We start from the raw sequence: 18573 nt of genomic DNA on the forward strand, positions 1-18573 counted from the left end.
AAACTACATGCGTCTTGATAAATTTTTAAAAGTATCTCGTTTAATTAAAAGAAGAACCTTAGCAAAAGAAGTATCGGATCAAGGGAGAATTGAAATTAATGGGAAAGAGGCAAAGGCCAGTTCAACGGTAAAAGTCGGCGATGAATTAACCATTCGTTTGGGGCAAAGAAAGGTAACGGCAAGGATTGACCGGATTCAAGAAACTACACGCAAGGAAGAAGCCGCAGAAATGTATACCATCATAAATGAAGAAAGAATTAGCTCCACTGAATCGCCCTTTTAGTAACCGGGTTCTAATTCTTTCATCCCTCACATAAATATGTAACAAAAAGGTTGTACAAATGATTGTGAGGGATGTTAATGAGCCAATTTTATGAGAATAACACATCAAAGAGCAGCGTTCCAGAACATGATGTCATCATGAGGGGCCGAAAGTTGCTTGATATTACAGGGGTTAAACAAGTTGAAAGCTTTGATAATGAAGAGTTTTTACTCGAGACATCTATGGGATTTTTAGCCATCAAAGGTCAAAACCTGCAAATGAAAAATTTAGATGTAGAAAAGGGGCTTGTCTCGATCAAGGGAAAGATCTTTGATTTGGTTTACCTTGATGAACAGCACGGGGAGAAAGCTAAAGGATTCTTTAGTAAGTTATTCCGATGACCCTCTCGACTCAATTTTTCACCCTGCTTTCGATGATTGGAATGGGCACATTATTTGGTGCGATGTTCGATACCTATCAGCGGTTTTTAAAACGGCCAAAAAGGAAGCAATGGATTGTCTTTTTTAATGATTTACTCTTTTGGATTATTCAAGCAGTGATTATTTTTTATACTCTATTTTTAGTCAATAATGGCGAGCTTAGATTTTATATCTTCCTCGCTCTTATTTGTGGATTTGCTGCTTACCAGAGCCTATTTAAGGGCATCTACCTTCGCTTGCTCGAATTTGTGATAAAATCTGTTATTGCGATCAGCCGCTTCCTAAAAAAGACCTTCAAGCTCTTGATCTATAAGCCAATTGTTGGTCTTATTCAGTTAGTTATTTTCATTATCATTGCGATTGGCAGGGGCCTTTACACCCTTGTTAAATTTATTGGTAAGGTTTTATTATTAATAGTCAAAATTATTTTCGTTCCGGTGCAAAAAATCCTCTTGATTTTTTGGAAACTTTTGCCGAAAAGTATTAAAAAATCCGTCGAGAAGTTATATAATAAAACGGCAGGAAATTTTCAGAGAATCAGGAATTATATTACTAAGTTAATAGATAAATGGAAAAAACGAAAAGAGTAAGGTGGTGAGGGAAATGGGAGCAGAACAAAAGAGTAGTGTATCAAAGATTCAGACAACCTTTGTAAAGCAGCAAGAATATGCAGAAATTGCTTCAGCTAGAAAAAAGAAGTTATTAGCAAGAAGGCTGACAATGTTTTTGGTTTTTGCGAGCATTCTCTCTTACTTGATGATTTCCAGTAACATTTCCCAAACGGCAAAGCTCAATGCTAAGATTACGCAAAAGAAGCAGCTGGAGCATGAGTTAAAGCAATTAAAAGGGCAGCAAGATATTCTAAATGAAAATATCATTAAATTAAATGATGACGATTATATTGCAAAGTTGGCAAGAAAAGAGTACTTTTTCTCCAATAAAGGTGAAATCATTTTTAATATTCCAGATGAAAAGAAGGGTAAATGAACCAATTTATAGTCATATTGACACTGATTTTTTTCTTTTTGTATAATATAGAGTAAGATTGATTTTTTATACTTTTAAGGAGGAACATTCTTTTTATGTCAATTGAAGTAGGCAGCAAGTTACAAGGAAAGGTAACCGGGATTACTAATTTTGGAGCGTTTGTGGAGCTGCCTGAGGGCTCAACAGGACTCGTACACATCAGTGAGGTCGCGGACAATTATGTGAAGGATATTAATGACCATCTGAAGGTTGGCGACCAAGTAGAGGTAAAAGTCATTAATGTTGAGAAGGATGGGAAGATTGGACTGTCGATTAAAAAGGCAAAGGATCGCCCTGAGTCCCAGCAAAGATCCTACTCTAACTCAAACTCACAACGCCCTCGTCAGGGTAGAAACAACGATCGTAATAATTTTAAGCCGGAAAATTTTGAAACCAAAATGGCAAAGTTCTTAAAAGATAGTGAGGATCGTTTATCTTCCTTAAAAAGGAACACAGAGTCCAAACGTGGAGGAAGAGGAGCTAAGCGGGGGTAACTTGCTGCTAAACTTTTAATCAAATAAAAAGTGGAGTCACTTCATATCTATATTTAAAGACAGGTCGATATGACCTGTCTTTTTTGTGTCTTTTAATTAAAAACGGGTGTCAGGCACCATGTGAAATTCTTCGCATGGTGCCTGACACCCGTTTTGTTTCGACACTAATTAATATTATTTGAATGATAATAGTGAAAACCGTCGAACGATTTTTTTGGCTTGTTCACTAATTTGACAAACTTCTATGTCTATTAATTTTATAATTATCTGAACAATGAAAGAATAGGGAGTGTGATTTATGGAAAAGACAAATGCTAGTTTCATAGAACCCGTCAGTGAAGTTAATCTTCAGCCATCCAAATGGGCTTTGCAGAGTGGATTGAAAAAAATTCAACTAATGCTTGAGTCCTTTTTCATAAAAAAGGGGTTCTTGCTGTTATTGGTTGGTTTTTTGCTTGGACGGGCCTTGATTTTGGCAAAACTGACTCCTTTTTGCCTTCCCTTCTTCGCTTCTGTTTATTTAATTAAACGAGATCGGGCACCGCTTGCCTTGATCGGACTGGTTATCGGAGCAGTAACCATTTCATTATCAAATGCTGCTAGTACCTTTATCATTACCCTTGGTTTTATCGTTGTTTTTCGTATTAGCAAGAAATGGCTAAGAAATGAGTTGAAGGCAGCGCCATTTTTTGTCGCTATTGTGCTTGGACTGGGGAAACTAGCTGAAGCGTTTATTCTTTCGACACAATTGACACTATATGATTTTATGATGGTGGGGGTACAGACAAGTCTTGCTTTTATTTTGACGCTTATCTTTTTACAAAGTATTCCATTGTTAACTTTTAACAAACGGAGACAATTGTTAAAGACGGAAGAAATCGTCTGTTTGATTATCATGCTTGCTTCTATCATGACAGGGACAATTGGCTGGAAAGTATATGACTTATCGGTGGAACATATCTTATCGAGATACTTAGTATTGGTGTTTTCATTTATTGCAGGGGCAACGGTAGGTTCCACTGTTGGGGTTGTTACGGGTTTAATTTTTAGTCTTGCGAGTGTTTCAAGTTTTTATCATATGAGTCTACTAGCTTTTTCAGGTGTTCTGGGCGGCCTAATGAAGGAAGGTAAGAAAATAGGTGTATCGATTGGTTTATTTATTGCCACGCTACTCATTGGCATGTATGGGGAAGGCGGCGATGGTTCGATTCTGATGACCGTTTTAGAAACCTCTGCGGCCGTTTTCTTATTCATGTTAACACCTCAGGTATTAACTTCAAGATTAGCAAAATATATCCCTGGTACGCCGGAATACACAGCTGAACAACAAAAATATATGCGGAAGATGCGCGACGTCACGGCGCAGAGGGTATCACAATTCTCGAATGTCTTCCATGCCTTGTCCAAAAGCTTTTCACAAATGGAAGTTCAGCCAAGGGAAGACGAACATGAGCGGGAAATGGATTACTTTATGAGCAACGTGACCGAAAAAACCTGCCAAACATGCTTTAAGAAGGATCAATGTTGGGCGAGCAATTTTAATACAACCTATGCTTATATGGAAGAGATTATTCATGAAATGGATCAAAACGATGGGAATATTTCTTCTAAACTAGCAAGGGAGTGGGAAAAAATTTGTACACGTTCCAAAAGAGTCTATGAATCAATTGGCCAGGAATTGACCTTTTACCAAGCTAACCAAAAGCTAAAACGACAGGTTCAGGAGAGTCGTAAGCTTGTGGCTGATCAATTGTTAGGTGTGTCAGAAGTAATGGAGAATTTTGCAAAGGAGATTCAGCGGGAAAGAGAAAATCACCACAAACAAGAAGAGCAAATTATGGAAGCGATGCAATCGTTCGGTATTCATATTGAGCAGGTGGAAATTTACAGTCTTGAACAAGGAAATGTCGATATTGAAATGTCCTTGCCATTTTGCAATGGCCATGGTGAATGTGAAAAGTTAATTGCTCCTATGCTATCAGATATTCTTGGTGAGACTATTGTTGTAAAACTGGAAGAATGTGCAACCGTTCCAACTGACTTTTGTCATGTGACGTTCAGGTCGTCAAAGGCGTATACGGTGGAAACAGGTGTAGCTCATGCCGCAAAGGATGGCGGTCTTGTTTCTGGTGATAGCTATTCGACGATTGAACTCGGATTTGGTAAATATGCGATTGCTATCAGCGATGGGATGGGGAATGGAGAAAGGGCACATTACGAGAGTAAAGAAACATTGCTTCTTTTACAAAAGATCCTCCAATCGGGCATTGAGGAAAAGGTGGCGATTAAATCTGTTAATTCAATCCTTTCACTCCGGACAACTGATGAAATTTTTTCTACATTAGATTTAGCCATGATTGACCTGCAAAATGCTTCAGCAAAGTTCCTTAAGATTGGTTCCACACCAAGCTTTATAAAGAGAGGAAATAAGATTATTAAAATCCAAGCCAGCAATTTGCCAATTGGGATGATTCAAGAATTTGAAGTGGACGTGGTAAGCGAGCAATTGAAGGCTGGAGATTTACTCATCATGATGAGTGATGGGGTATTTGAAGGACCTTTGCATGTAGAGAACTATGATTTATGGATGAAGCGGAAACTACAAGGATTAGAGACAGACGACCCACAAGAAGTAGCAGATTTAATCCTTGAGGAAGTTATTCGCTCTCGATCAGAAATTATCCATGATGATATGACGGTGACCGTTGCAAAAATAAAACATAATACACCAAAATGGGCTTCCATTCCTGTGCAAAAATTAAAGCGCCAAGCCTAAATAGGTTATTTTACGCAGTCTTCTATTAAAATATGTATAAATCACCTTCTTCCCGTCGAAAATGGTACCAATAAATGTAGTGGAGGGAGAAGGTTATGTATACAGGGAAGATTCGCCAAATTTTACTAATTACTGATGGATGTTCCAATCAAGGAGACGATCCAATTGCCATGGCTGCACTCGCTAGAGAACAGGGAATCACTGTTAATGTTATTGGAGTGATGGAACAAGATACCATTGATGAAAAAGGGATGACCGAAATTGAAGGGATTGCCATGTCAGGCGGGGGAGTCAGTCAGATTGTCTATGCCCAGCAATTATCACAAACTGTACAGATGGTTACTCGCAAAGCCATGAATCAAACGATTCAAGGAGTAGTAAACAGAGAATTGCAGCAAATTTTGGGACGGTCACAAACCATGGAAGATCTCCCGCCTGAAAAGCGCGGCGAAGTAATGGAGGTTGTGGATGAATTAGGAGAAACTGTAGAATTAGAAGTGTTGATTCTTGTCGATACAAGTGCTAGTATGAAACACAAACTGCCGACAGTAAAAGAAGCACTCCTTGACCTCTCTCTAAGCTTGAATGCCCGTACAGGTGATAATCAATTTTCAGTTTATGTATTTCCCGGGAAAAAGAAAGATGTCGAAAAATTGCTGGATTGGACACCAAAGCTGCAAACATTGACAAGTGTATTTTCCCAATTGTCTACAGGAGGAATAACCCCAACAGGACCAGCGTTACGGACAGCGCTATCCTCGTTTGATCAAAAACAATCCTTAAGGAGCCTTCTTTCACGTGATGATGAATCATACTTTGAAGAGTCAATGTAAGGTAAGCCCAGGGACGGTCATTTCAGGGAAATGGCATTTAAACAAGTATACGATTGTAAGGGAACTTGGGTTTGGAGCAAATGGGGTTGTCTACCTTGCCAAGCATAATAACACTCAAGTAGCATTGAAAATGAGTGATAATGGGATGTCGATTACTTCAGAGGTAAATGTTTTAAAATCCTTAGCAAAGGTCCAGGGAACCCCAACCCTTGGGCCTTCTTTGCTTGATGTTGATGATTGGCAAAGTAATCAAGGGCGTATTTCTTTTTATGTCATGGAATACATCGATGGTCCTGACTTCTTATCGTTTTTACAACAAAAGGGAAAATCATGGACGAGTGTGTTATTTTTGCAGCTGTTAAATGATTTAGACAAGCTTCATGAAAACGGCTGGGTATTTGGCGACCTAAAACCAGAAAATCTAATTGTCAACGGACCACCTCCTAAAATAAGGTGCATTGATGTGGGCGGTACCACCATTCAAGGAAGAGCTATTAAGGAGTTTACTGAGTTTTATGATCGGGGTTATTGGGGGCTGGGTTCAAGGAAGGCCGAACCTTCTTATGACTTGTTTGCAGTGGCCATGATTATGATCAACACTGCTTATCCGAAACGATTAACGAAAACGACGGGGGGAATCGCGCAATTAAGGGAAGCTATCCGTCAGAAACCAGAGTTAATAACTTGGGAAAAGGTCATCCTAAAAGCACTTCAAGGCCAATATAGCAGCGCGAAACAAATGAGAGCAGACTTATTAGATCTAATGATTGATAAAAAAAATCCCGAGCCAGCTCCCGTAAAGACGGGAGGGATAAACAAATCATCACCAAAACAACAGCCTCACCCAGGTTCTACGGGAAGCAAGTCAATGACAAGGCAGCACTACCGTAAAAAGAAGAAAAAAAGCGGTTGGATGGAATTCTGGTTAATCGCTATTGTGTTAGGCCTTTTATACGCATGGTATACATTTAATAAATTACTATAAATGTTTGAAACTATTTGTTAAGTCATTCGTATAACATTTAATACGTGAAGTTTTCAATAAATGAATAGGAAAAATTTCTAGGCTATTTGTAATATCAATGCTTTGATACTTTATTCTTAAAAGTGGTAGACTAAGTTTATTCTTACTAATTAAAGGTTCTAAACTTTGTTTTAAGGAAGAGTGCAATATTATGTTGGAAACAAAGGTCAAGACCTTTCTAAATCACCAGGCATTTAGTTTAGCCTCGAAAAAAATTGTCATTGGTGTTTCGGGAGGTCCAGATTCGTTAGCGCTGCTGCACTATCTGCTTGCGGAAAAAGAGAAGCATAATATGCTTCTTGTTGTTGCCCATGTAGACCATATGTTTCGTGGTCAGGAGTCTTATGAGGATGCCATTTTTGTTCAGAAATTTTGTGAACAGAATAGCGTGCCGTTTGAAATGACTCAGGTCAATGTTCCGGAAATCATAAAATTAACAGGTAAAAGTTCACAAATTGCAGCACGCGATGTGAGGTATGAGTTTTTTCTAAAGATTATGGAAAAGTATCAGTATCCATTTTTAGCGCTGGCACATCACGGCGATGATCAAATGGAAACAATGTTAATGAGAGTAACAAGGGGTAGTACGGGGCTTGCTCGTGCCGGCATTCCATTTATCCGTCCTTTTTACAGCGGCACAATTTTTCGTCCGTTCTTAGGCTTGGAAAGGGCTGACATAGAGGATTATTGTCAAAGGCATCACCTTAGCCCAAGAATAGATCCAAGTAATGAAAAAGGAATTTATAGCAGAAATCGGTTTCGTAAAGAAGTGATTCCCTTTTTAAAAAAAGAAAACCCGCATGTCCATGAACATTTCCAACGGTTTAGTGAGGAAATAACCAAAGATGAAATCTTTCTTCAGGAATTAACTGTTCAGCAACTGAATACAGTAATGACAAAAAAGGAAGAGTGCAAAATTACCATTGACATACATCGGTTTCTTGAAATGCCTTTACCTTTACAAAGGAGAGGGATTCAACTAATATTAAACTATCTTTACAAAGAAAAACCAACATCTTTATCTGCTGTACATATCGATCAAGTATTTTTGTTAATTCAGCATCCTCTGCCATCAGGTCACCTTGATTTTCCTAATGGTTTAAAAGTTATCCGTTCCTATTACTCCCTTACATTTCAATTTCAATCGAATGAGGCACCATCATATCATTTTGAATTGAAAGAACCGGGTGTGATTAACTTGCCGAATGGCGGGGAAATTAATTGCAGATATGTAACGGAGGAAATTCTGGATGCAGATGTAAACACTGCTTTGTTTAGTGTCGGCAGGATAAAGTGGCCAATCATTATTCGTTCTAGAAAAATTGGCGATCGAATGACAATCAAGGGATTAAATGGTTCCAAAAAAGTAAAGTCCATATTTATTGATCAAAAAGTACCAATGCAGGAACGAAATATGTGGCCAGTACTAACTGACAAAGAAGGTAATATTATTTGGCTGCCAGGTTTAAAAAAGTCTTCATTTGAAGGTATAGATTGCAAAGCTAAACAATATATACTATTCACATATCAAAAGTAAGGATCTTCTAGGGGGCACATTTAGATGAAACAGGATATTGAAAAAGTATTAGTATCAGAAGAAGAGATTCAAGATAAAATCAGGAATCTAGCTGCAGAATTAACGGAAGAGTACCAGGATAAATTCCCGCTTGCCATTGGGGTGTTAAAAGGTGCGATGCCGTTTATGGGTGATTTATTAAAACGGATGGATTGCTATCTAGAAATGGATTTCATGGATGTATCCAGTTATGGAACGGGACTTGTTTCTTCTGGAGAAGTAAAAATTATTAAGGATTTAGATACATCTGTAGAAGGAAGAGACATCCTTATTATCGAAGATATTATCGATAGCGGTTTGACGCTTAGCTATTTGGTTGACCTGTTTAAATATCGGAAAGCAAAATCCATCAAGATTGTGACACTGCTTGATAAACCAACAGGCAGAAAAAGTGCAATTCAAGCGGATTATGTTGGTTTTATTGTACCAGATGAATTTGTGGTCGGTTATGGCTTGGATTATATAGAAAAATATCGAAACCTTCCATACATTGGCGTCTTAAAACCTGAAGTATACACAAATAATCTCTAAGGGGCCTTACCGCTAACTTGGAGATAGTAAGTCCTATCAAAGTGTAATTTCTTGAATTTGTAAGATTTTCTATGATACCATTTACTATAGTTTGTCTATCGCGGGAGGAGGTAAGAGATGAATCGGATTTTCCGTAATACCATCTTTTATTTATTGATATTTTTAGTCATTATTGGTGTGGTAAGTTTCTTTAATGGAAGTAATGAGTCAACAGATCATATTTCATATGATAAGTTTGTTACTCAATTAGAAAGCGGCGATGTAAAATCGTTCTCGATGCAGCCTGAACGCGGAGTTTATGAAGTCCGTGGTGAGTTGGAATCGAAGAAAAAATTCATAACGTATGTTCCGAACAGTGAAGAAATTATTAACAAAATTAATAAAGCTGATTCAAAAGTGGAAGTAATGCCTGCGAAAGAAACAAGCGGATGGGTGACTTTCTTTACATCGATTATTCCGTTTGTGATTATCTTTATTTTATTCTTCTTCTTATTAAACCAAGCCCAAGGCGGCGGCAGCCGTGTTATGAACTTTGGTAAATCCAAAGCGAAGCTTTATAACGACGATAAGAAAAAGGTGCGTTTTAGAGATGTAGCTGGTGCTGATGAAGAAAAGGCAGAATTAGTGGAAGTGGTTGAATTTTTAAAGGACCCACGGAAATTTGCTGAATTGGGTGCCCGGATTCCAAAAGGCGTTCTTCTTGTAGGACCTCCTGGTACTGGTAAGACATTGCTTGCTCGTGCTACTGCAGGAGAAGCAGGCGTTCCATTCTTCTCGATCAGCGGTTCTGATTTCGTTGAAATGTTTGTCGGGGTCGGGGCTTCCCGTGTCCGTGATTTATTCGAAAATGCAAAGAAAAATGCTCCATGTATTATCTTTATTGATGAAATTGATGCCGTTGGACGTCAGCGTGGCGCAGGTTTAGGCGGCGGACACGATGAACGTGAGCAAACCTTGAACCAATTGCTTGTTGAAATGGACGGATTTGGGGCAAATGAAGGAATTATCATTATTGCTGCTACTAACCGTGCTGATATTCTAGATCCTGCGTTATTACGTCCAGGTCGTTTTGACCGGCAGATTACTGTTGACCGTCCGGATGTTGTTGGACGTGAAGCTGTCCTTAAAGTACATGCACGTAATAAACCATTAGATGAATCTGTTAACTTGAAAAATATTGCAATGCGTACACCAGGATTCTCTGGTGCAGATTTAGAAAACTTATTGAATGAGGCAGCATTAGTTGCAGCCCGAAGCAGTAAGAAGAAAATTGATATGGAAGACATTGATGAAGCAACAGACCGTGTCATTGCCGGACCAGCTAAAAAGAGCCGGGTGATTTCGGAAAAGGAACGTAATATTGTTGCTTTCCATGAGGGCGGCCATACAGTGATTGGTTTAGTGCTCGATGAGGCGGACATGGTCCACAAGGTTACCATTGTACCTCGTGGTCAAGCAGGCGGATATGCTGTCATGCTTCCTAGAGAAGACCGTTACTTTATGACGAAGCCAGAATTACTTGATAAAATTGTTGGTTTATTAGGCGGCCGTGTTGCTGAAGAGATTGTCTTTGGTGAAGTAAGTACAGGGGCACATAATGACTTCCAACGTGCAACCAATATTGCTCGTAAGATGGTAACCGAATATGGTATGAGTGATAAACTTGGACCGCTGCAGTTTGGTCAAGGTTCAGGCGGTCAAGTGTTCTTAGGCCGTGACATTCATAATGAGCAAAATTATTCTGATGCGATTGCTTACGAAATCGACTTGGAAGTTCAACGTATTATTAAAGAATGTTATGAAAGAGCTAGAGTCATTCTCACTGAAAATCGTGATAAGCTTGACCTCATTGCAAAAACATTGCTTGAAGTGGAAACTCTTGTGGCTGAACAGATTAAATACTTGGTTGACCATGGCCATATGCCAGAGCCTAATCAAGCTTTAGAAGCTGTGAAAATCGGCCCGAAAAAAACAGAAGACGTCAAGGTCAATATTAATAAGAAAAAGGATGACCTTGAGCCTCAGAATCCTTCTGATGAATTAGATAAGCAATAAATGTGTAAAGAGTGCTTCGTGAGAAGCATTTGGCTGTCGGAAAACTTTCGACAGTCTTTTTTTGTTCTAATATATGTAAAATTTAGGGCTTTGTGATAAGTCTGTTGATTTGCGCTCCAGGCGCTTCGCTTTCCGCGGGCGTGCCGGGGAGCCTCCTCGTCGCTGCGCTCCTGCGGGGTCTCCCCTGACCCGTGCTCCCGCAGGAGTCTTCGCGCCTTCCGCTCCAATCAACAGGTGTATTTAATAAAGTTCTGCGACTCAATTAGTAGTAATAATAAGTGTTGAATTCAATGCTTAATCCAAATGAGTCAAGCCAAAGTAAAAATGAATTTGTTTTTAATTAATGATAAATGAAAAATTTCTCGTTATTGCAGCCTGCCTAACTATAAAAAGATTGAAACATAAATAATAAGAGTAGCTAAAGTGTGTGATAAATGCATAGGTAGTTTTGCTCCCTGTTGATTGGAGCGTAGGGTACTCGACTCCTGCGGGATGGAGAGGTCACGGGAGACCCGCAGGCGCTAAAGCGCCGAGGAGGCTCCCGGACCTCCCCGCGGAAAGCGAGTGTCCGGAGCGGAAATCAACAGGCCAATTAGCAGAAACAATCAACTGAGTGCTTCGGTGAAGCACTCTTTTTTTCATGATTAATCAAATGTATGGTATTATGTTTTCAGTAAAGAAGAGAATAATCTGAAAAGTGAGTGATAGATTTGATTTTCGTTTTTGATGTAGGAAATACCAATATTGTTTTAGGTGTTTATGATGGTGAGGAGCTTAAATATCATTGGCGTGTTGAAACCAATAGAAATCGTACGGAAGATGAGTTTGGAATGAACATTAAAGCTTTGTTTGATCATGCAGGACTCTCTTTTTCAGATATTGACGGGATCATTATTTCTTCAGTCGTGCCACCAATTATGTTTGCGCTCGAAAGAATGTGCCAAAAGTATTTTCACATTAAGCCGTTTGTAGTTGGACCAGGGATTAAAACAGGTCTGAATATTAAATATGAAAACCCTAGAGAAGTGGGCGCTGATCGAATCGTCAATGCCGTAGCTGCCATTCATGAGTATGGCAGTCCACTAATTATCGTCGATTTTGGAACAGCTACAACCTATTGTTATGTGAATGAGGATCGTCAATATATGGGTGGTGCCATTGCTCCGGGAGTGGGTATTTCCACGGAGGCATTGTATTCACGAGCGTCAAAATTGCCTAGGATAGAGATTGCCAGACCGGAAGGGGTAATTGGTAAAAATACAATAGCGGCAATGCAGGCAGGAATTGTCTATGGGTATGTTGGCCAAGTAGAGGGAATTGTCAAGCGGATGATGGAGCAGGGTGAGAAAAAGCCTACTGTTATTGCGACAGGCGGTTTAGCTAATTTAATTGCTCAAGAATCAACCATTATTGATATTGTTGACCCATTTTTAACTTTAAAAGGGTTACAGCTTATCTATAAAAGGAACATAGGGCAACCTAAGGAATAACAGTTAGAAAGGGGTTTACCAATGAAAGATTATCTTGTTAAAGCACTTGCATATGATGGAAATATTCGAGCATTTGCCGTTCGGACAACAGAAACTGTGACCGAGGCACAAAGACGCCATCAGACATGGCGGACAGCATCTGCTGCACTGGGCAGAACGTTGACCGCAGGAGTAATGATGGGGGCTATGCTTAAAGGTGAAGATAAATTAACGATAAAAATTAATGGCGGCGGCCCACTAGGACCGATTGTTGTCGATAGTAATGCCAAAGGGGAAGTTCGAGGATATGTAACCAATCCAGAGGTAGATTTCGAATCGAATGAACACGGAAAGCTTGATGTCCGTCGTGCCGTTGGGACAGACGGTGTGTTAGCTGTCGTTAAAGATACAGGATTGCGCGATTTTTTTTCTGGACAAGTTCCGCTTGTATCCGGTGAATTAGGCGAGGATTTTACTTATTATTTTGCCACTTCTGAGCAGGTTCCTTCTTCCGTTGGAGTAGGTGTTTTAGTGAACCCAGATGACACGATTTTGGCAGCCGGCGGGTTTATTTTTCAATTAATGCCTGGCACACCGGAGCCAATCATTTCAAAACTGGAGGAACGGTTGAAAACGATTGAACCAATCTCTAAATTAATTGAACGTGGACTAACACCAGAGCAAATCCTCGAAGAGCTTTTTGGAAAAGAGCAGGTAAAGGTGTTAGAAACGATGCCGGTGGGGTTTGTCTGTAATTGCTCTAAAGAACGGTTTGCAAATGCCATTGTCGGCTTAGGAGCAGCAGAGATTACGGCAATGATTGAAGAAGATGGTCAGGCCGAGGCACATTGTCATTTTTGCAATGAAAAATACCTTTTTACAAGTGAGGAATTAGAAGAGCTTAAAAAGGAAGCAAAATAACAGGTACTTTGCTTTCTGATTGGGGGAGAGAGGTTGGGAAGGAAGCAGCTTTGGCTGGTGATTGCAGCCTTGATATTGCTAAATTGCCTTACGATCACTTTTTTTCTTTCTAAGGCAAATACGGCGGGCAGTATGATAGGAAATGAAGAGACAGTAGCTACGATTGGGAAAAAAACGATCCTGCGGCAAGATTGGCTTAATGAGCTCGAATCTAGGTATGGAAAAGATGTGTTAAAGGAAATGGTCGACCAAAAGGTCATTGAAGAAATGGCAGAGAAATATCATATTAACGTATCCAGCCAGGATGTCGATCGCGAATTTAGAATGCTGCAATCCACCATTAATTCATTTACTAAACAGAATAGTAAAAATGAAAAAAAGTGGAAGGAGCAAATCCGCAGCAACCTGCTATTAGAGGAACTATTAACAAAGGATGTTAAAGTTTCCAATAATGAACTGGAAAGCTATTATCAAAAAAATAAAGACCTTTTTGATGTACCATCTGCTTATCATTTATCACACATTGTTGTCCCTACACTGGAAGAGGCAGACAAAGCGAGGCAAGAGTTGGCTCAAGGGTCGGATTTTTCAGCGTTAGCCATGGAACGATCCATTGATGAATTTTCTGCTAATGATGGTGGAGATATTGGTTATATTAGTGTTGGGGATGAGCGGTATCCCAGCCAATATATTGAAGTAGCTAAAGAACTAAAGACCGGTGACTACAGTATGCCTCTTAAGGTAGAAGATGGATATGCCATTCTTAAGCTAGGCGGAAAGGTAAGTGGGAAGAAATATTCTTTTGATGATGTAAAAGAGCAAATTCGCCGGCAAATCTCTCTTGAACAAATGAAATCCCCGGCTTCTGCAACCACCTTTTGGGATGATGCGAAGGTTGAATGGTTCTATGGTCATAAAAGGAACTAAAGCACAGGATACTAATCTGTGCTTTTTTTAAATAGCAAGTGTATAAATGTTTAAATATTGTAAAAATACCAAACAAAACGATTGACAAACCCATTATGGAACTGGTAAATTTAATAATATAAATCCAATCAATTTACTCGGAATAGGGGTGCTCTTAATGGTTCGTGTTGCAAATTCAGTTGCCGAATTAGTCGGCCAAACACCAATTGTTAAATTAAACAGATTAGTAGATGAAAATAGTGCTGAGGTTTATTTAAAACTAGAATATTTTAACCCGGGCAGCAGTGTAAAGGATCGTATCGCTTTAGCTATGATTGAAGCGGCGGAAGAGCAAGGGTTAATCAAACCAGGTGTAGATACCATTATTGAGCCTACAAGCGGAAATACTGGAATTGGACTTGCAATGATTGCTGCAGCAAAAGGTTACAAAGCCGTTTTTGTAATGCCTGAAACGATGAGTTTGGAACGTCGGAATCTACTTCGTGCATACGGTGCAGAGCTTGTGTTAACACCAGGACCTGCCGGCATGAAGGGTGCAATTGCTAAGGCAGAAGAACTCGTTCAAGAACACGGTTATTTCTTGCCGCAACAATTTAAAAATGAAGCAAACCCTGAAGTTCATAGAAGAACAACAGGTAAAGAAATTGTAGAACAAATGGATCAATTAGATGGTTTTATTTCTGGTATTGGAACAGGCGGAACTATCACCGGTGCAGGCGAAGTCCTCCGCGAGAAATTTCCAAATGTTAAAATTTATGCAGTAGAACCTACGGATTCTCCAGTCTTATCGGGTGGTAAACCAGGTCCACACAAAATTCAAGGTATTGGTGCAGGTTTTGTACCTGATACTTTAAATACAAATATCTATGATGAGATTATTCAAGTTGCTGCGGAAGATGCATTCTCAGCTTCACGCCGTGCAGCAAGAGAAGAAGGTATCCTTGGAGGTATTTCTTCAGGAGCAGCAATTTACGCTGCCTTAAAAGTGGCGAAAGAACTTGGAAAAGGGAAAAAGGTCCTTGCGATTATTCCAGATAACGGCGAACGGTATTTAAGCACACCGCTTTACCAATACGAAGCAGAATAATAATTGAGGGGCGTCGGCTTTGCCGATGCTTCTTTTTTTGTAATCTAATTGAGATTTCATGTATGATAATAGGAGTGAAAAAAAGACTGGATAAGGAGGAAAAGGTATGAAAACATCTCTAGAACAAATCCAATGTGGGCCATATACCTTAGATAGTAGTAAAAAAACCATTATTATGGGCATTTTAAATGCTACTCCAGATTCCTTTTCGGATGGCGGAAAATTCAACCAGGTTGAAATGGCTGTTAAACGAGCAAAAGAAATGGTGGCAAATGGTGCGGATATTATTGATATTGGCGGTGAATCGACACGGCCAGGCTTTGCAACTGTCCCCGCTAAGGAGGAGCTTAAGCGGGTGATTCCTATTATTAAGGCGATTTCTGAACATGTCCAAGTCCCGATATCGATTGATACGTATAAAGCTGAAGTGGCGAAGCAAGCAATAGAAGCTGGAGCTCATATCATCAATGATGTATGGGGGGCAAAAGCAGATGAAAAGATGGGACAAGTGGCAGCTGACTACGGTGTTCCGATTGTACTTATGCATAATCGTCAGGACCGAAACTACAAGGTATTTATGAGAGATGTCATTAATGACCTCTATGAAAGTATAGCCATCGTTAAAAAGGCGGGAGTGAAGGATGAACAGATCATCCTCGATCCTGGTATTGGTTTTGCTAGGGATTATAAAGAAAATCTGCTAACCATGCAGAATTTGGATACGTTTGTTGATTTAGGTTATCCCGTATTATTAGGAACTTCCAGAAAATCGATGATTGGACAAGCTTTAGATCTCCCTGTTCATGAAAGAATGGAAGGTACAGGAGCAACCATCTGTTTCGGAATCCAAAAGGGCTGCCATATAGTCCGTGTTCACGATGTGAAAGAAATGAGCAGAATGGCTAAAATGATGGATGCCCTGATGGGAAAGGGTGAAACGATTGGATAAAATCTACGTCAATAGAATGGAGTTTTACGGGTACCATGGTGTTTTTTCAGAAGAGACTCGTTTGGGACAGCGTTTTGCCGTCGATTTATCGGTTGCTATTGATTTAAAAAAAGCAGGCGAAACGGATAATCTGGAATTCTCAGTGAATTATGCAGAACTATACCAGGTTTGCAAAGAGATAATGGAGGGTCCACCTTTTAAATTAGTCGAGGCGGTGGCAGAGAGAATTGCAGCTGGTGTGCTGACTAGCTTCCCGCTTATATCTGAAGTAACTGTTAAAGTGATTAAACCAGATCCGCCAATTCCAGGTCATTACCGCTCCGTTGCAGTAGAAATTACAAGGAGAAGATAAAAGTGGAAAACACAGCATTTATTGCCCTTGGCTCAAACATAGGAAACCGTTATGATAATATAACGAAGGCAATCAAAAGATTAACAAGTTATTCTGAAATTCAATTGGTAAATTACTCCTCTATTTATGAGACGGATCCGGTGGGCTATGAAGACCAAGATTTATTTTTGAATATGGTAATTGAGATTCAGACGGCATTTAATCCAATGGATTTATTAGATTTATGTTTAGAAATGGAAATAGAACTTGGAAGAAAAAGGGATATAAAATGGGGTCCGCGGACAATAGACCTTGACATTCTTACCTTTAACCAAGAAAATATTCAAAGCGAGAAGCTTATCGTTCCACATCCAAGGATGTTAGAGCGAGCGTTTGTAATTATTCCACTTTTAGAAATCTATCAGGACAAGAAATGTTCGGAGATAAATAAATTACTCGAGGCATCATTAGAAGAATTACCAAATAAAGAAGGAGTCCGAATATGGAAGCGGAAAAATGGGGAAGACGTATTCGAGCCTATCGGAAGTTAAAGGGCTTTACACAAGAAGGTTTTTCGAAGGAATTAGGTGTATCCGTATCGATTTTAGGTGAAATTGAAAGAGGAAACCGCCTTCCTGCCACTGATTTACTGGAAAGGATTGCGAATTCTTTAAAAATCACAATAGATGACTTAAAGCCGAAAGACTTATAAAGCTGGCACTGCCCTAGATTGTATTCTAAGTTCAACTCATGAATCAGTACAAGAAGAATTGGAGGTGGATTCATGTTAAAGATTGGCGATATTGAAATGAAGAATCCAGTAGTCCTGGCCCCGATGGCCGGAGTATGTAACTCGGCATTCCGTTTAACGGTAAAAGAGTTCGGCGCTGGTTTGGTTTGTGCGGAGATGGTGAGTGATAAAGGAATCGTTTTAAAAAATGAGAAAACAATGAATATGCTTTATATCGATGAACGTGAAAAACCGTTAAGCTTGCAAATTTTTGGCGGCGAGAAAGATACACTTGTCCAAGCAGCTAAATTTGTTGATCAGAATACCAATGCTGATATTATTGATATTAATATGGGCTGCCCTGTTCCAAAAATAACAAAATGTGATGCTGGGGCGAAGTGGCTGCTTGACCCGAATAAAATTTATGAGATGGTTTCAGCGGTAGTAGCGGAAGTTGAAAAACCTGTAACTGTAAAAATGCGGATGGGCTGGGATGATGAGCATATTTTTGCCGTTAAAAATGCTCAGGCCGTAGAACGTGCAGGAGGAAAGGCTGTATCCTTACATGGCCGAACGCGTGTTCAAATGTATGAAGGAAAAGCTAACTGGGATATTATTCGTGAAGTAAAGCAAAATCTTACTATTCCGTTGATTGGAAATGGTGATATTTTAACTCCGCAAGATGCCAAGCGTATGCTTGAAGAAACTGGTGTAGATGGGGTAATGATCGGAAGAGCTGCTTTAGGTGACCCGTGGATGATTTACCGCACCGTTCAATATTTAGAAACGGGTATTTTAATGCCTCAACCAACGATTAGAGAAAAGATTGATGTATGCATCCTTCATCTTGACCGCTTAATTGCGCTTAAAGATGAATATATTGCGGTTCGTGAAATGCGTAAGCATGCAGCCTGGTATTTAAAAGGGGTGCGCGGCAATGCTAAAGTTCGTAATGCTATTAATGAATGTGACACTAGAGATCAATTAGTAACAGTATTAAATGAATTGGTCACAGAAGTGGAAGCATTAGAACAAAGTCAGTTAATTGTAGGATAAACTTGTCACTAAAAGTGTCTTTTCTATACTAATTTGGATGCTGCCAGTGAAAAAACTGGCAGTTTTTATTTTATTAACATTTTTTT

General features: G+C 39.5%; 20 protein-coding genes. All 20 read left to right on the forward strand.

Annotated elements, in window-relative coordinates:
* Positions 1-7 precede the first annotated feature (7 nt).
* Complete coding sequence (locus tag QNH17_RS00325; RefSeq protein WP_283876921.1) at positions 8-283, forward strand: RNA-binding S4 domain-containing protein; 276 nt, start codon at positions 8-10, stop codon at positions 281-283.
* 77 nt (positions 284-360) lie between these two features.
* The gene (gene yabP / locus QNH17_RS00330) at positions 361-663 is read left to right on the forward strand and encodes a sporulation protein YabP (RefSeq protein ID WP_283876922.1); all 303 of its coding nucleotides are present in this window, start codon (positions 361-363) and stop codon (positions 661-663) included.
* The gene (gene yabQ / locus QNH17_RS00335) at positions 660-1292 is read left to right on the forward strand and encodes a spore cortex biosynthesis protein YabQ (protein WP_283876923.1); all 633 of its coding nucleotides are present in this window, start codon (positions 660-662) and stop codon (positions 1290-1292) included. The genes yabP and yabQ overlap by 4 nt, the downstream gene beginning before the upstream one ends.
* Positions 1293-1305: 13 nt before the next feature.
* Complete coding sequence (locus QNH17_RS00340) at positions 1306-1689, forward strand: FtsB family cell division protein (RefSeq protein ID WP_283876924.1); 384 nt, start codon at positions 1306-1308, stop codon at positions 1687-1689.
* 95 nt (positions 1690-1784) lie between these two features.
* On the forward strand, positions 1785-2222 hold the full coding sequence (locus QNH17_RS00345) for a S1 domain-containing RNA-binding protein (RefSeq protein ID WP_144555622.1): 438 nt from the start codon (positions 1785-1787) through the stop codon (positions 2220-2222).
* A gap of 298 nt (positions 2223-2520) precedes the next feature.
* A complete protein-coding gene (gene spoIIE / locus QNH17_RS00350; protein WP_283876925.1) occupies positions 2521-4998 on the forward strand; it encodes a stage II sporulation protein E in 2478 nt (825 codons plus the stop codon).
* Positions 4999-5093: 95 nt separating this feature from the next.
* Positions 5094-5831: a vWA domain-containing protein gene (locus QNH17_RS00355; protein ID WP_144555624.1), complete on the forward strand. Its 738-nt coding sequence runs from the start codon at positions 5094-5096 to the stop codon at positions 5829-5831.
* The gene (locus QNH17_RS00360) at positions 5800-6816 is read left to right on the forward strand and encodes a serine/threonine protein kinase (protein ID WP_283879396.1); all 1017 of its coding nucleotides are present in this window, start codon (positions 5800-5802) and stop codon (positions 6814-6816) included. The genes QNH17_RS00355 and QNH17_RS00360 overlap by 32 nt, the downstream gene beginning before the upstream one ends.
* A gap of 190 nt (positions 6817-7006) precedes the next feature.
* The gene (gene tilS, locus QNH17_RS00365; RefSeq protein WP_283876926.1) at positions 7007-8392 is read left to right on the forward strand and encodes a tRNA lysidine(34) synthetase TilS; all 1386 of its coding nucleotides are present in this window, start codon (positions 7007-7009) and stop codon (positions 8390-8392) included.
* Positions 8393-8416: 24 nt separating this feature from the next.
* Positions 8417-8962, forward strand: coding sequence for a hypoxanthine phosphoribosyltransferase (hpt, locus tag QNH17_RS00370; RefSeq protein ID WP_283876927.1), 546 nt, complete (start codon positions 8417-8419; stop codon positions 8960-8962).
* Positions 8963-9079: 117 nt separating this feature from the next.
* A complete protein-coding gene (ftsH, locus tag QNH17_RS00375) occupies positions 9080-11017 on the forward strand; it encodes an ATP-dependent zinc metalloprotease FtsH (protein ID WP_283876928.1) in 1938 nt (645 codons plus the stop codon).
* Between the two features lie 710 nt (positions 11018-11727).
* On the forward strand, positions 11728-12507 hold the full coding sequence (locus QNH17_RS00380; RefSeq protein ID WP_283876929.1) for a type III pantothenate kinase: 780 nt from the start codon (positions 11728-11730) through the stop codon (positions 12505-12507).
* A 21-nt stretch (positions 12508-12528) separates the two neighbouring features.
* On the forward strand, positions 12529-13407 hold the full coding sequence (gene hslO, locus QNH17_RS00385; protein ID WP_283876930.1) for an Hsp33 family molecular chaperone HslO: 879 nt from the start codon (positions 12529-12531) through the stop codon (positions 13405-13407).
* A gap of 33 nt (positions 13408-13440) precedes the next feature.
* The gene (locus tag QNH17_RS00390) at positions 13441-14334 is read left to right on the forward strand and encodes a peptidyl-prolyl cis-trans isomerase (RefSeq protein WP_283876931.1); all 894 of its coding nucleotides are present in this window, start codon (positions 13441-13443) and stop codon (positions 14332-14334) included.
* A 157-nt stretch (positions 14335-14491) separates the two neighbouring features.
* Complete coding sequence (gene cysK / locus QNH17_RS00395) at positions 14492-15421, forward strand: cysteine synthase A (RefSeq protein ID WP_283876932.1); 930 nt, start codon at positions 14492-14494, stop codon at positions 15419-15421.
* Between the two features lie 106 nt (positions 15422-15527).
* Positions 15528-16370, forward strand: coding sequence for a dihydropteroate synthase (gene folP, locus QNH17_RS00400; RefSeq protein WP_283876933.1), 843 nt, complete (start codon positions 15528-15530; stop codon positions 16368-16370).
* A complete protein-coding gene (folB, locus tag QNH17_RS00405) occupies positions 16363-16722 on the forward strand; it encodes a dihydroneopterin aldolase (RefSeq protein ID WP_283876934.1) in 360 nt (119 codons plus the stop codon). The genes folP and folB overlap by 8 nt, the downstream gene beginning before the upstream one ends.
* Positions 16723-16724: 2 nt before the next feature.
* Positions 16725-17252, forward strand: coding sequence for a 2-amino-4-hydroxy-6-hydroxymethyldihydropteridine diphosphokinase (folK, locus tag QNH17_RS00410; protein WP_283876935.1), 528 nt, complete (start codon positions 16725-16727; stop codon positions 17250-17252).
* Positions 17204-17413, forward strand: coding sequence for a helix-turn-helix domain-containing protein (locus QNH17_RS00415; RefSeq protein WP_144555636.1), 210 nt, complete (start codon positions 17204-17206; stop codon positions 17411-17413). The genes folK and QNH17_RS00415 overlap by 49 nt, the downstream gene beginning before the upstream one ends.
* A gap of 72 nt (positions 17414-17485) precedes the next feature.
* Positions 17486-18487: a tRNA dihydrouridine synthase DusB gene (dusB, locus tag QNH17_RS00420; RefSeq protein ID WP_283876936.1), complete on the forward strand. Its 1002-nt coding sequence runs from the start codon at positions 17486-17488 to the stop codon at positions 18485-18487.
* Positions 18488-18573: the final 86 nt, after the last annotated feature.

This window comes from Neobacillus sp. SuZ13 (assembly GCF_030123365.1).
Classification (GTDB): Bacteria; Bacillota; Bacilli; order Bacillales; family Cytobacillaceae; genus Neobacillus.